13 protein-coding genes are annotated in these 14,367 nt (G+C 68.7%); 10 read left to right on the forward strand and 3 right to left on the reverse strand.

Annotated features, from left to right (window positions below; genetic code table 11):
• Window positions 1–76: 76 nt before the first annotated feature.
• Together KBY47_RS18430 and KBY47_RS18435 are read left to right on the forward strand one after the other, a co-directional pair.
• Window positions 77–1,678: an ABC transporter substrate-binding protein gene (locus tag KBY47_RS18430; protein ID WP_210922253.1), complete on the forward strand. Its 1,602-nt coding sequence runs from the start codon at window positions 77–79 to the stop codon at window positions 1,676–1,678.
• Window positions 1,679–1,758: 80 nt separating this feature from the next.
• Window positions 1,759–3,339 (forward strand): ABC transporter substrate-binding protein, encoded by a 1,581-nt coding sequence (locus tag KBY47_RS18435; RefSeq protein ID WP_210922254.1) that lies wholly within the window; start codon window positions 1,759–1,761, stop codon window positions 3,337–3,339.
• 71 nt (window positions 3,340–3,410) lie between these two features.
• Here KBY47_RS18435 and KBY47_RS18440 read toward each other — a convergent pair whose 3' ends face one another.
• Together KBY47_RS18440 and KBY47_RS18445 are read right to left on the reverse strand one after the other, a co-directional pair.
• Window positions 3,411–4,085 carry a response regulator transcription factor gene (locus tag KBY47_RS18440; RefSeq protein WP_210922255.1) on the reverse strand — a complete coding sequence of 225 codons (675 nt, stop codon included), beginning with the start codon at window positions 4,083–4,085 and terminating at the stop codon, window positions 3,411–3,413.
• Between the two features lie 14 nt (window positions 4,086–4,099).
• Window positions 4,100–5,023 (reverse strand): RecB family exonuclease, encoded by a 924-nt coding sequence (locus tag KBY47_RS18445; RefSeq protein ID WP_374103089.1) that lies wholly within the window; start codon window positions 5,021–5,023, stop codon window positions 4,100–4,102.
• Window positions 5,024–5,197: 174 nt separating this feature from the next.
• Here KBY47_RS18445 and KBY47_RS18450 point away from each other — a divergent pair, with 174 nt between their 5' ends.
• The 3 genes from KBY47_RS18450 (at window position 5,198) to KBY47_RS18460 (ending at window position 8,413) form a co-directional block, all read left to right on the forward strand.
• Window positions 5,198–6,664: a site-2 protease family protein gene (locus tag KBY47_RS18450; RefSeq protein WP_210922256.1), complete on the forward strand. Its 1,467-nt coding sequence runs from the start codon at window positions 5,198–5,200 to the stop codon at window positions 6,662–6,664.
• Between the two features lie 46 nt (window positions 6,665–6,710).
• Window positions 6,711–7,613 (forward strand): tRNA (adenine-N1)-methyltransferase, encoded by a 903-nt coding sequence (locus KBY47_RS18455; RefSeq protein ID WP_210922257.1) that lies wholly within the window; start codon window positions 6,711–6,713, stop codon window positions 7,611–7,613.
• 221 nt (window positions 7,614–7,834) lie between these two features.
• Window positions 7,835–8,413, forward strand: coding sequence for a hypothetical protein (locus KBY47_RS18460; RefSeq protein WP_210922258.1), 579 nt, complete (start codon window positions 7,835–7,837; stop codon window positions 8,411–8,413).
• Window positions 8,414–8,471: 58 nt separating this feature from the next.
• Here KBY47_RS18460 and KBY47_RS18465 read toward each other — a convergent pair whose 3' ends face one another.
• Window positions 8,472–8,777, reverse strand: coding sequence for a ferredoxin (locus KBY47_RS18465; protein ID WP_210922259.1), 306 nt, complete (start codon window positions 8,775–8,777; stop codon window positions 8,472–8,474).
• Between the two features lie 244 nt (window positions 8,778–9,021).
• Between KBY47_RS18465 and arc the strand changes: the two genes are divergently transcribed.
• The 5 genes from arc (at window position 9,022) to prcB (ending at window position 14,363) form a co-directional block, all read left to right on the forward strand.
• The gene (arc, locus tag KBY47_RS18470; RefSeq protein WP_210922260.1) at window positions 9,022–10,788 is read left to right on the forward strand and encodes a proteasome ATPase; all 1,767 of its coding nucleotides are present in this window, start codon (window positions 9,022–9,024) and stop codon (window positions 10,786–10,788) included.
• A gap of 233 nt (window positions 10,789–11,021) precedes the next feature.
• Window positions 11,022–12,533, forward strand: coding sequence for a depupylase/deamidase Dop (dop, locus tag KBY47_RS18475; RefSeq protein WP_374103090.1), 1,512 nt, complete (start codon window positions 11,022–11,024; stop codon window positions 12,531–12,533).
• Between the two features lie 188 nt (window positions 12,534–12,721).
• On the forward strand, window positions 12,722–12,940 hold the full coding sequence (locus KBY47_RS18480) for a ubiquitin-like protein Pup (RefSeq protein ID WP_210922261.1): 219 nt from the start codon (window positions 12,722–12,724) through the stop codon (window positions 12,938–12,940).
• Between the two features lie 32 nt (window positions 12,941–12,972).
• The gene (locus KBY47_RS18485; protein WP_210922262.1) at window positions 12,973–13,566 is read left to right on the forward strand and encodes an endonuclease VII domain-containing protein; all 594 of its coding nucleotides are present in this window, start codon (window positions 12,973–12,975) and stop codon (window positions 13,564–13,566) included.
• On the forward strand, window positions 13,518–14,363 hold the full coding sequence (gene prcB / locus KBY47_RS18490) for a proteasome subunit beta (RefSeq protein WP_210922263.1): 846 nt from the start codon (window positions 13,518–13,520) through the stop codon (window positions 14,361–14,363). The genes KBY47_RS18485 and prcB overlap by 49 nt, the downstream gene beginning before the upstream one ends.
• Window positions 14,364–14,367: the final 4 nt, after the last annotated feature.

A 14,367-nucleotide genomic window follows, 5' to 3' on the forward strand; every position in this document is an offset into this window, starting at 1 on the left:
ACCCCCGACCACGTGGAACGGCTGCGCCACCCCTGTATGCCGGATACACGGACTTGACATCTGGAGAAACTCGAGCATGAACCGCAAGACTTTGGTGCTGCCGACCGTCGTCGGCCTGCTCGCACCGGTGCTGGTCGCCTGCGGCGGGTCCGACAGCGGCAGCGGCTCGGACGCGATCGTCGTCGGCACCACGGACGGGTTCATCGCCTCGGAGGAAGCCCCCGCCCCGATCGACCCCGCCTACGCCTACGACGTCGGCACCTGGAACATCCTGCGCCAGACCGTGCAGACCCTGATGGTCCAGCCCCGCGGCGACGGCGAACCCGTCCCCGAGGCCGCCGAGAGCTGCTCCTTCACCGACGCGGGCAACGAGCGGTACGTCTGCGAGCTGCGCGAGGGCCTCAAGTTCTCCAACGGTGACAAGATCACCGCCGAGGACGTCAAGTACTCCATCGACCGCGCCCGCGCCATCAAGGCCGACAGCGGCGTCTTCGCCCTGCTCTCCACCATCGACACCGTCGAGACCAAGGGCGACCGCGAGGTGATCTTCCACCTCAACACCGCGGACGCCACCTTCCCGTACAAGCTGTCCACCCCGGTCGCGGGCATCGTGAACCCCGGCACCTACGCCGAGGACAAGCTGCTCGACGGCTTCAAGGTCGCGGGCTCCGGCCCGTACACCCTCGACGCCGAGGAGAAGGACGGCAAGCTCGTCAAGGCCGTCTTCACCAAGAACCCCAACTACAAGGGGACCCTCGAGGTGAAGAACGACAAGGTCGAACTGCGCTCGTTCGCCGACGCCGACGCCATGGGCGACGCGCTCGAGACGGGCGACATCCAGCTGATGACCCGCACCATGACGCCGCAGCAGATCCAGGAGCTGTCCACCGGCTCCAACGAGGACATCGACCTCGTCGACATGCCCGGCCTGGAGATCCGCTACCTCGCCTTCAACACCGACGACCCGGCCGTGAAGTCCAAGGCCGTCCGCCAGGCCATGGCCCAGATCGTCAACCGCGACGAACTCGTCACCCAGGTCTACGGCTCCCAGGCCGAACCCCTGTACTCGCTGGTCCCGGCGAGCATCACCGGCCACACCAACGCGTTCTTCAACACCTACGGCGACCCCAACGTCAACAAGGCGCGCTCCCTCCTCACCGAGGCCGACATCACCACCCCGGTGAAGATGACGCTGTACTACACCACCGACCACTACGGTGCCGCCACCAAGGACGAGTTCGAGGTCCTCCAGAAGCAGCTCAACGACAGCGGTCTGTTCGACGTCAGCATCAAGGGCGCCCCCTGGGACACCTTCCGCCCCGCCGAGAAGAAGGGCGAGTACGAGGTCTACGGCATGGGCTGGTTCCCCGACTTCCCCGACGCCGACAACTACCTCGCGCCCTTCCTCGACGCCGACAACTTCCTCGGCTCGCCCTACGCCAACAGCCAGATCCGCAACACCCTGATCCCGCAGTCGCGCCGTGAGGCCGACCGCATCGCCGCCGTGGAGAGCCTGTCCGACATCCAGGACATCGTTGCCGACGACGTGCCCGTCCTGCCGCTGTGGCAGGGCAAGCAGTACATCGCCGCCCGCGACGGCATCACCGGCGCCGCCTACGCGCTCAACTCCTCCTCCACGCTCCAGCTGTGGGAGCTGGGCCGCGGTGTGAGCGGCTGACGCCGAACAACCCCCCCCGGGGCCCTCACTCAGAGGGCTCCGGTTCTGCACGTCCTGCCCCGAAGACAAGGCACACGCACGTGAACAAGCGCAACCAGTGGCCCGTACTGCCGATCGTGGTGGGCCTCGCCTCAGGCCTGCTGACCGGATGCGGCACCCAGACCGGCGGCTCCGGTCAGGGCGGCAGCCACGTGGTCATGGGAATGTCCGACGACGTCCTGGCCACCGACCCGGCGTCCGGCTACGACCCGGGCTCCTGGCTGCTTTTCAACAACGTCTTCCAGTCCCTGCTGAGCTTCCCCAACGGCGGCACCGACCCGCAGCCCGAGGCCGCCGAGGACTGCGCCTTCGAGGACACGCGGACCACCGTCTACCAGTGCACCCTCAAGGACGGCCTGAAGTTCAGCAACGGTGACCGGCTCACCTCCGAGGACGTCAAGTTCTCCTTCGACCGCATGCTGAGGATCGACGACGCCGACGGGCCCGCGGTCATGTTCCCCATGCTCGAGGAGATCGAGACCCCCGACGACAGGACGGTCGTCTTCAAGCTCAACGCCCCCGACGCCACCTTCCCCAGCAAGATCGCCTCGGGCGCGGGCTCCATCGTCAACCACCGCGAGTACGACGCCGACGGACTGCGCACCGACGCCGAGGCCAGCGGCTCCGGCCCCTACAAGCTGGACTCCTTCAGCGACGACGAGGCCGTGTTCTCCGTCAACGAGAACTACCGGGGCACCGCCGAGGTCCAGAACGAGGGCATCACCCTCAAGTTCTTCCACGGCGACCAGGGCGCCCTGAAGACGGCCCTCCAGAACGGCGACATCGACATCGCCTACCGAGGCCTCACCGCCGGCGACATCGCCGACCTGGAACAGTCCTCCGACGGCAGCGGCATCGAGGTCGTCGAAGGCAGCAGCGCCGAAGTCCAGCACCTCGTCTTCAACATGGACGACCCGGTCGCCGGAAAGCTCGGCGTCCGCCAGGCCATCGCCCACCTCCTTGACCGCGAGGCCCTCGTCCAGGACGTCTACCAGGGCACGGCCACCCCGCTCTACTCGATCATCCCGGCCGGCATCCTCGGCCACAACACCGCCTTCTTCGACACCTACGGCGCCCACCCCTCCAAATCCAAGGCCGCCGCCGCACTCGCCGCCGAAGGCATCACCGACAAGGTGAAGCTCACCCTCTGGTCCACGCCCAGCCGCTACGGCCCCGCCACCGACCAGGAGCTCAAGGCCATCGCCGGTCAGCTCAACGCCAGCGGCCTGTTCGCCGCCGACGTCAAGTCCGTCGCCTTCGACCAGTACGAGAAGGACATCGAGGCCGGGAAGTACGGCGTCTACGTCAAGGGCTGGGTGCCCGACTACCCCGACGCCGACAACTTCACCTCGCCGTTCTTCGGCGAGGGCAACGTCCTGAGCAACAACTACGGCAACGACACCATCACCGGCACGCTCATCCCGAACACCGCCGCCGAGAGCGACCGCACCGCCGCCGAGCGGGACTTCGGCCGCCTCCAGAACATCGTCGCCGAGGAACTCCCCGTCCTGCCCGTCTGGCAGGCCAAGCAGTACGCCGTCGTGGGCGACGGCGTCTACGGCCTGGAGTACTGCCTCGACGCCTCGACCGTCTTCCGCTTCTGGGAGCTGCGCAAGGCCTGATTCGGCCGCACCGACAGCGAGGGCGCCCCCCACAGGCCCGAGGGGGGCGCCCTCTTAGCTGTCCGAGCCGCCTACTGCTGTGCGCCGGGACGCACCAGCCCGCTCTCGTACGCGTACACCGCGGCCTGCACCCGGTCCCGCAGGCCCAGCTTCGTCAGCACATGGCCGACATGCGTCTTCACCGTCGTCTCACTGACGAACAGATCAGCGGCGATCTCCGCGTTCGACAACCCGCGCGCCACCAGCTTCAGCACCTCCACCTCACGCTCCGTCAGCGTGCCCAGGGTGTCCGGCACCGGCTCGTCCCCCGACGGCAGATGCGTGGCGTACTTGTCCAGCAGGCGCCGGGTGATGCTCGGCGCCAGCATCGCCTCACCCGCGGCCACCACCCGGATCGCCTGCACCAGTTCGTTGGCCGGGGCGTCCTTCAGCAGAAAGCCGCTGGCGCCCGCCTTCAGCGCCTCCACCACGTACTCGTCCAGATCGAACGTCGTCAGCACCAGCACCTTCGCCGGGCCGTCCCGACCCGGCCCGGTGATCTGCCGGGTCGCCTCCACGCCGTCCATCCGTGGCATACGGATGTCCATCAGCACCACATCGGGCTGAAGCGCCCGCACCTGATCGAGCGCCTGAAGGCCGTCCCCGGCCTCCCCGACGACCGCGATGTCCTGCTCCGCCTCCAGAATCATCCGGAAGCCCGTACGCAGCAGCGGCTGGTCGTCGACCAGTAGGACACGGATGGCCACGTAAGTCTCCTTCGCTAGTCCGGCCCCATTCTGCCCTGCGCGCCGCCACCCGACTCCGCCGCCCTGACCGGCAGCGGGTACGGCGGGGGAGTGCCACCGAATTCCGGGCAGTGCGCCTGGTGATCGCACCAGCCGCACAGCTTCGTCGGACGCGGCCGCCACTCACCCGTCTCCGTGGCCAGCCGGATCGCCTCCCACAGGGCCAGCAGCTTGCGCTCCACCCGCTCCAGGTCCGCGAGCACCGGGTCGTACGTCAGCACCTCGCCACTGCCCAGATAGACCAGCTGGAGCCGCCGCGGCACGACCTTCTTCAGCCGCCACACCACCAGCGCGTAGAACTTCATCTGGAACAGCGCACCGTCCGCGTACTCCGGGCGGGGCGCCTTGCCCGTCTTGTAGTCGACGATCCGCACCTCACCCGTGGGCGCCACATCGACCCGGTCGATGATCCCGCGCAGCCGCAGGCCCGAATCCAGCTCCGCCTCCACGAACAGCTCACGCTCCGCCGGCTCCAGCCGGGTCGGGTCCTCCAGGGTGAACCACCGCTCCACCAGACGCTCCGCCTCCGCCAGCCAGCGCGCCAGCCGCTCACCGTCCGGATCGTCCGCGAACAGCTCCACGACCTCCGGCCGCGACTGACGCAACCGCTCCCACTGCGCCGGAACCAGCGACTTCGCCCGCGGCGCCGTCCGCTCACCGGCGGGCGCGTCGAAGAGCCGCTCCAGCACCGCGTGCACCAGCGTGCCCCGGGTCGCCGCCTCACTCGGCTTCTCCGGCAGTCTGTCGATCACCCGGAACCGGTACAGCAGCGGGCACTGCATGAAGTCACCCGCCCGCGAGGGCGACAGCGACACGGGGGCGGCCGCCGCTCTCGCGCCGACACCGGTCGCCGTACCACCGCCGTGGGCCTCCGTACCGCCCTCGCTCATCGTCTCCATGACCACAGACCTTACGGCCCGCCACTGACAGTGACCCGACCCCCATCGCCCCGGTGCGACAGGTGGGGAAACTGAGGGGGTGCCGGGGCGGAACACCTCCCGGCGGACGCATACCATCGACCCGAGACCCTTCCGCCCGGCAGGCGCGGAGGACGCTTCGAACGAGGGGACAGCGTGGACGTGAGCGGCGGGAGCGGGCAGCCGCGGTCCGGCAGGGACCAGTCGGCCGAGGAACACGCCGAACAAGCGACCCCGGCCCCGGCCCCTGACCAGGCACACCCCGGCCCCGAGCCCCACGACACCCCCCGGCCCCCGGCGGAGCAGCCCCCCGCCGGCGACACCGACGAGGCACACGAGCCGAAGCCGCCCGCCCCCCCCGCCCCCGAAACACCCCAGCAGCACCCCCACCGCTCCCACGCGCACGCCGAAGGGACCGCTGGAACCCCGGGCACCGCCGGGACCGGGGGCAAGGGCCCCGCACGCGGCCCCGAACCCAGGGGCGGACTGCTGATGGGACGCCCCTTCGGCGTTCCCGTCTACGTGGCACCCAGCTGGTTCCTGGTCGCCGCACTGATCACCTGGGTCTTCGGCGGACAGCTCGACCGCGTCCTGCCCGAACTGGGCGGCGCCCGCTACCTCGTCTCCCTCTTCTTCGCCGTCGCCTTCTACGCCTCCGTCCTCGTCCACGAACTCGCCCACACCGTCGCCGCCCTCCGCTTCAAACTCCCCGTCCGGCGCATCCAGCTCCAGTTCTTCGGCGGCGTCTCCGAGATCGAGAAGGAAGCCGAGACCCCCGGCCGCGAATTCGTCCTCGCCTTCGTCGGCCCCCTGCTCTCCCTCGTCCTCGCCGGTGTCTTCTACGCCGCCATGCAGACCGTCGAACCCGGCACCGTCCCCGGCGTCCTCCTCGCCGGACTGATGATCTCCAACCTCATCGTCGCCGCCTTCAACCTCCTGCCCGGCCTCCCCCTCGACGGCGGCCGGATGCTCCGCGCCGTCGTCTGGAAGATCACCGGCAAACCCATGAGCGGCACCATCGCCGCCGCCTGGTTCGGCCGCGCCCTCGCCGTCGCCGTCCTCATCGGCCTCCCCCTGCTCACCCAGTCCGGCGCCCTCGGCAGCGACGCCGTCGACAACGTCGGCATGGACACCGTCATGGACGCCCTCCTCGCCGCGATCCTCGCCGCGATCATCTGGACCGGCGCCGGAAACAGCCTCCGCGTCGCACGGCTGCGCGAGCACCTCCCCGAACTGCGCGCCCGCGCCCTCACCCGCCGCGCCGTCCCCGTCCAGACCGACACCCCGCTCTCCGAGGCCCTCCGCCAGGCCAACGCCGCCGGGGCCCGCGCCCTCGTCGTCGTCGACGGCGACGGCAACCCCGTCTCCCTGGTCCGCGAGGCCGCCATCGTCGGCGTGCCCGAGCACCGCCGCCCCTGGGTCGCCGTCAGCGGCCTCGCCCAGGACCTCACCGACGGCATGCGCGTCTCCGCCGAGCTGGCCGGCGAGGAACTCCTGGAGGTGCTGCGTGCCACCCCCGCCACCGAGTACCTCGTCGTCGAGGACACCGGCGAGATCTACGGCGTCCTGTCCGCCGCCGACGTCGAACGCGCCTTCGTCAAGGCCATGGCCCGCCCCTCCTGACACCCGTGTGGTCGGCGGCCCCCGTCACGCCCGGTAGGCTGGTCACATGTCCGAACCGACCGGTGCCGCCCGCCGTCGCGGGCCCTTCAAGGTCGGGGACCAGGTACAGCTGACCGACCCCAAGGGCCGCCACTACACGTTCACGCTCGAGGCCGGGAAGAACTTCCACACCCACAAGGGTTCCTTCCCGCACGACGAGCTGATCGGCGCACCCGAGGGCAGCGTTGTCCGCACCACCGGGAACGTCGCCTACCTCGCGCTGCGCCCCCTGCTCCCCGACTACGTCCTGTCCATGCCCCGCGGGGCGGCCGTCGTCTACCCCAAGGACGCGGGGCAGATCCTCGCCTTCGCCGACATCTTCCCCGGCGCCCGCGTCGTGGAGGCCGGGGTCGGCTCCGGCTCGCTCAGCAGCTTCCTGCTGCGCGCCATCGGCGACCAGGGCATGCTGCACAGCTACGAGCGCCGCGCGGACTTCGCCGAGATCGCCCAGGCCAACGTCGAGCGCTACTTCGGCGGCCCCCACCCCGCCTGGCAGCTCACCGTCGGGGACCTCCAGGACAACCTCTCCGACACCGACGTCGACCGTGTCATCCTCGACATGCTCGCCCCCTGGGAATGCCTGGAGGCCGTCTCCAAGGCGCTCGTCCCCGGCGGCATCCTGTGCTGTTACGTCGCCACCACCACCCAGCTCGCCCGGACCGTGGAGTCCATCCGCGAGATCGGCGGCTTCAACGAGCCGACGGCCTGGGAGACGATGATCCGCAACTGGCACATCGAGGGCCTCGCCGTCCGCCCCGACCACCGCATGATCGGCCACACCGGCTTCCTGCTCACCGCCCGTCGCCTCGCCGACGGGGTCGAACCGCCCATGCGCCGCCGCCGCCCCGCCAAGGGCGCCTACGGCGAGGACTACACCGGCCCCAACGCCGACGGAGGCATGGGACGCTGAGGCGGCCCCCTGCCGCGTACAACGTCACGGCGCCGTGCCCGAGTTCCCCGGCATCGAACGGAACTCGGGCACGGCGCCGTCGTGTTGACCGGCCATGATCCGGCACCGCCCGGCAGCGGCCAAACCACTGCGGGTGCCCACCCCGCCGTTCCCCTGAACTGTGACGTGTGGCACGATGCAGGCCACCCCCACCGGCACAGCCCTCACAGGAGACACTCCTCGTGCAGCACCCCGCCGTTCCGGAACTGGCACACACGCACACCCGCCCCATCCACTGGGTCGCCACCGCCACGGCGGTCGCCGGTGTCGTAGCCCTGTCCTCCGTGCTCCAGCCCGGCCCGGCCACGGCCGCCCAGCCCCCCGGCACCGGGACCAAGCCCGCCCCCGCAGCCGCCCCGCCGCCCGCCACCGACGGCGTCGACTTCCCCCTCGACTGCGGACCCGTGAAGACCGTCGTCGAGAACAAGGCCTCCGGAGACCTCGACGGCGACGGCCGGCCCGAGACCGTCGCCGTGGTCCACTGCGACGCGGGCATGAGCACCCCGCCCGACGGCATATACGTCCTCACCCGCGCCGCCGACAGCGCCGAACCCCGCCTCGTCGCCACCCTCGTCGACCCCAAGGACCGTGTCACCGTCAGTGACTTCACCGTGCGTGACGGAGCCGTCCTCGCGACCCTGCACGGCTACTCCACCGCCGACGTACCCACCTGCTGTCCCGACGTGACCGAGGACGCTAAGTGGCAGTGGCGCGACGGCGCGTTCGTCCGCTCGACACCCGCCGGAGCCCGCAGCGTGTGACGCACGCAACCCTACGATGTGAGAAATCAGACAGGAGTTACGGACCGTAGAGATCCGGTCACTCTGCGTCCGGGCCGTAGACCTCGACGCTGTCCGAAACGCGACGTACGTGAATGCACTCGCCCGGACACTCCCGCGCCGAGTCCACCACATCCGTGAGCAACGGCAGCGGCACCGGGGCGGTGGCGCCCTTGTCCTGCAACAACTCCTCGTCCGTGCCCTTCACATAGGCCAGACCGTCGATGTCCAGCTCGAAGACCTCGGGCGCGTACTGGACGCAGATGCCGTCACCGGTACAGAGATCCTGGTCGATCCAGACCTCCAGAGCCGCGCCACCGACCTCGGCCTCCTGCTGCACAGTCATTCGCTCCTACCGTTTCTGCGCCGACCTGGCGGGAATCCGGCCAGCTCTGACGGGTGTTGAACGCTTCGACCCTACCTCCGGCAGCTTTCCAATCACGTTCGGTGGGTATTCCCCTGGCGTGAGGGAGAGCGCAAGGGTGAAGATCGGACACACCCCGACAGTCTTTGTGATCTAGGGGTTTCAATCGACACCCACCCAGGTAGGGTCTGGAAGCGTCCAGCTCCCCTTGGAGGAGGTGAGGACCGTGGCAGCCCACGACGACGACATGAACCGCGGCATCCGCCCGGGACGAGGGTCCGAAGACCCTGCCGGGCAGATCGCCTACCTTGAGCAGGAGATCGCCGTCCTGCGACGCAAGCTCGCCGACTCTCCGCGGCACACGAGGATTCTCGAAGAGCGGATCGTCGAGCTTCAGACGAATCTGGCCGGCGTGTCCGCCCAGAACGAGCGACTCGCCAACACGCTCCGTGAGGCCCGCGACCAGATCGTGGCCCTCAAGGAAGAGGTCGACCGGCTCGCCCAGCCGCCCGCCGGCTTCGGCGTCTTCCTCACGGCGAACGAGGACGGCACGGCCGACATCTTCACCGGAGGCCGCAAACTCCGGGTGAACGTCAGCCCGAGCGTCGACCTCGAAGCGCTGCGGCGCGGCCAGGAGGTCATGCTCAACGAAGCGCTCAACGTGGTCGAGGCCATGGAGTTCGAGCGCGTCGGGGACATCGTCACCCTCAAGGAGATCCTCGAGGACGGCGAGCGGGCCCTGGTGCTCGGGCACACCGACGAGGAACGGGTGGTACGGCTCGCCGAGCCGCTGCTGGACGTCACCATCCGCCCCGGCGACGCCCTGCTGCTCGAACCCCGTTCCGGCTACGTCTACGAGGTCGTCCCCAAGAGCGAGGTCGAGGAACTCGTCCTCGAAGAGGTCCCCGACATCGGCTACGAGCAGATCGGCGGCCTCGGCAACCAGATCGAGGCCATCAGGGACGCCGTGGAGCTTCCCTACCTCTACCCCGACCTGTTCCGCGAGCACGAACTGCGCCCGCCCAAGGGCGTGCTGCTCTACGGGCCCCCCGGATGCGGCAAGACGCTCATCGCCAAGGCCGTCGCCAACTCGCTGGCCAAGAAGGTCGCCGAGGTCACCGGCCAGGCCGCCGGCAAGAGCTTCTTCCTGAACATCAAGGGCCCCGAGCTGCTCAACAAGTACGTCGGCGAGACCGAGCGGCAGATCCGCCTCGTTTTCCAGCGGGCCCGGGAGAAGGCCAGCGAGGGCACCCCCGTCATCGTCTTCTTCGACGAGATGGAGTCCCTCTTCCGCACCCGCGGCTCCGGTGTCAGCTCCGACGTCGAGAACACCATCGTCCCGCAGCTCCTCGCCGAGATCGACGGTGTCGAAGGCCTCCAGAACGTGGTCGTCATCGGCGCCTCCAACCGCGAGGACATGATCGACCCGGCCATCCTGCGCCCCGGCCGGCTCGATGTGAAGATCAAGATCGAGCGCCCCGACGCCGAGGCCGCCAAGGACATCTTCGGCAAGTACCTGACCGAACGCCTCCCCCTCCACGGGGACGACCTCGGCGAGCACGGCGGCGATAAGGCCATGACCGTCCAGAGCATGATCCAGACGGCAGTGGAACACATGTACGCCGAATCGGAGGAGAACCGCTTCCTCGAGGTGACCTACGCCAATGGTGACAAGGAAGTCCTCTACTTCAAGGACTTCAACTCCGGCGCCATGATCGAGAACATCGTCGGCCGCGCCAAGAAAATGGCGATCAAGGACTTCCTCGAAAAGAATCAGAAGGGTCTGCGCGTCTCCCACCTCCTCCAGGCATGTGTGGACGAGTTCAAGGAGAACGAGGACCTGCCCAACACCACCAACCCGGACGACTGGGCCCGCATCTCCGGAAAGAAGGGCGAGCGCATCGTCTACATCCGCACCCTGATCACCGGAAAGCAGGGCGCGGACACCGGACGCTCCATCGACACGGTGGCGAACACCGGACAGTACCTGTAAAAGCCAGGGCGGCTGCGGGTCCCCTATCCGGGTACCCGCAGCCGACTGCTTTTCCGGGCAGGCTGGAGCAAGGCAATGACGCAAATGATCTCCCCACCGGCGCAGAGGCGTTCTAGGCTCTTCCGTACCGCCGAGTCGCGCAGTGCGGGGACGGGCACCGCACACGCAACCGAGCGCCAGCGGTACTGGAGTGACGCCCGCGACCGAGGGCGCCGCCGGGCAAGGAGGGCCGCATGACCGTACGGCGAGTAATGGGCATCGAGACGGAGTACGGGATCTCCGTCCCCGGCCACCCCAACGCCAATGCCATGCTCACCTCATCCCAGATCGTCAACGCCTACGCGGCGGCGATGCACCGGGCCCGCCGGGCCCGCTGGGACTTCGAGGAGGAGAACCCCCTGCGCGACGCGCGAGGCTTCGACCTCGCCCGCGAGGCCGCCGACGCCAGCCAGCTCACCGACGAGGACATCGGCCTGGCCAACGTCATCCTCACCAACGGGGCCCGCCTCTACGTCGACCACGCACACCCCGAATACAGCGCACCCGAGGTCACCAACCCGCGCGACGCCGTCCTCTGGGACAAGGCCGGCGAACGCGTCATGGCCGAGGCCGCCGAACGAGCCGCCGCGCTCCCCGGCGCCCAGCCCATCCACCTCTACAAGAACAACACCGACAACAAGGGCGCCTCCTACGGCACGCACGAGAACTACCTGATGAAGCGGGAGACCCCCTTCTCGGACATCGTGCGCCACCTCACGCCCTTCTTCGTCTCGCGCCAGGTCTTCACCGGCGCCGGACGCGTCGGCATCGGCCAGGACGGCCATGAACACGGCTTCCAGCTCAGCCAGCGCGCCGACTACTTCGAGGTCGAGGTCGGCCTGGAGACCACCCTCAAGCGCCCCATCATCAACACCCGTGACGAGCCGCACGCCGACGCCGAGAAGTACCGCCGTCTGCACGTGATCATCGGCGACGCGAACCTCTCGGAGATCTCCACCTATCTGAAACTGGGCACGACGGCCCTCGTCCTGTCCATGATCGAGGACGGCTTCATCGCCGTCGACCTCGCCGTCGACCAGCCCGTACGCACCCTCCACCAGGTCTCCCACGACCCGTCGCTGAAGCGCCTGGTCACGCTGCGCAGCGGCCGCACCCTGACCGCCGTACAACTCCAGATGGAGTACTACGAACTCTCCCGCAAGTACGTCGAGGAACGGTTCGGGGCCGACGCCGACGACCAGACCAAGGACGTCCTGGCCCGCTGGGAGGACACCCTCAACCGGCTCGAACGCGACCCGATGAGCCTCGCGGGCGAGCTGGACTGGGTGGCGAAGAGGGAACTCATGGAGGGCTACCGCCGCCGCGACGACCTCGACTGGGACGCCCCCCGGCTCCACCTCGTCGACCTCCAGTACGCCGACGTACGGCCCGAGAAGGGCCTCTACAACCGCCTGGCGGCCCGCGGCCGCATGAAGCGCCTCCTGGACGAGGCCGAGGTCGAGCGGGCCAAGGTCAAGCCTCCGGAGGACACCCGCGCCTACTTCCGCGGGCGCTGCCTGGAGCAGTACGCCGACGACGTGGCGGCGGCGTCCTGGGACTCCGTGATCTTCGACCTCCCGGGGCGGGACTCCCTCCAGCGGGTCCCAACCCTCGAACCGCTTCGCGGAACGCGTAATCACGTCAAGGAGCTGCTGGACCGCTGCCGGACGGCGGAGGACCTGGTCAGGGTGCTGTCCGGCAACTGAGCGGGTACACGGAGCAGACGCCCGGCCGGGGTGGAAACCGCCTCGGCCGGGAATCATCGAGGTGGCCCTCGTACGTTGTAGCAACGGCGGGGCCGTTGTCAGACCGGCCTTGTAGGGTCTGATCAAGACCGAACGGCAGGAAAGCCTTCCTGCCGACCATGTCGGGCGAACCGAGCGGGGTGAGGGTTATGGCGACCAAGGACACCGGCGGCGGACAGCAGAAGGCGACGCGCTCCACGGAAGAGGTTGAGGAGCAGTCGACCGAGGCGCAGGGGTCGGAGGACCTCAAGGAGCGCCACGAGAAGCTGAGCGATGACGTGGACTCCGTCCTGGACGAGATCGACGATGTCCTGGAGGAGAACGCAGAGGACTTCGTTCGGTCATTCGTTCAGAAAGGCGGCCAGTAGCCTTCGATGTGAAGGTGAATCGGGGGATTCTCTTGGAGAAGGAAGAGAACGCGAAGTGCTGTGTGCGGTGCGGGGAGTGGAAGCCGTACGCAGCGTTCGCTCGTAGGCGGTCCAATCTGGATGGCTTGCAGCGGCATTGCAGGGCCTGCGCATCGGAGTATCACCGGGCGCGCCAGCAGAAGCGGGGACGGAACGTTCGGCCCAAGGTAGAGGTGCCCGAGGGGCACAAGCTCTGTCTGAAGTGCGGAGAGGTGAAGCCATGGAGTGAGTGGCATCGCAACGCAACCGCCTCGGATGGGCTGTCCACGCGCTGCAAGGCATGCCGAGCCATCGAAGGGCGCGCAGGTCACCTGAAGCGCCACTACGGCCTCACCGAGGCGGAGCGTGACGAAATGGTCGCCTCTCAGATGGGTCTCTGCGTGATCTGTCTGAAGGCCCCGGCCGTGCATGTGGATCACTGCCACAAGACGGGTAGGGTCCGTGGCGTACTGTGCTTCAACTGCAATTCGGCCATCGGCAAGTTGGGTGACGATCCCGACGCCGTCCGCCGGGCCGCCGCTTACTTGGAAGGAATCGCGTGGAAGCCAACACTCGTAGCACCGGGCGTCTACCAGCTGCCTTCCTGACGCCTGGGTCGTCCTCCTTCATGGACTTCCTGTCCGAGCACCAGCCTGAGCTGCTGCCGGGCAAGCGGCAACTGCCGCCCACACAGGGGGTCATCGAGGCGCCGCACGGGACGACGATCGTCGCCGTGACGTTTCCGGGCGGGGTGGTGCTCGCCGGTGACCGGCGGGCCACCATGGGGAACGTGATCGCGCAGCGCGACATCGAGAAGGTCTTCCCGGCCGACGAGTACAGCGCCGTCGGTATCGCGGGCACCGCCGGTCTCGCCGTGGAGATGGTCAAGCTCTTCCAGCTGGAGCTGGAGCACTTCGAGAAGGTCGAGGGCGCCCAGCTGTCGCTGGAGGGCAAGGCGAACCGGCTGTCGACTATGATCCGGTCCAACCTGGGCATGGCGATGCAGGGCCTGGCGGTCGTGCCGCTGTTCGCGGGGTACGACGTGGACCGGGAGAAGGGCCGGATCTTCTCCTACGACGTCACGGGTGGTCGTTCGGAGGAACACAACTTCGCCGCCACCGGCTCGGGCTCGATCTTCGCGCGTGGTGCGATGAAGAAGCTCTTCCGTGACGACCTGACCGAGGACCAGGCCACGACGCTCGTGGTGCAGGCCCTGTACGACGCGGCTGACGACGACTCGGCGACCGGTGGTCCCGATGTCGCCCGCCGGATCTACCCGATCGTCACCGTGATCACCGATGACGGCTTCCGCAGGCTCACCGAGGACGAGTCGTCCGAGATCGCGCGCTCGGTGCTGGAGCGGCGTCTGGAGCAGCCGGACGGCCCGCGGGCGGCGCTGCTGTAGGCGG

This window comes from Streptomyces sp. B93, assembly GCF_018070565.1.
Lineage (GTDB): Bacteria > Actinomycetota > Actinomycetes > Streptomycetales > Streptomycetaceae > Streptomyces.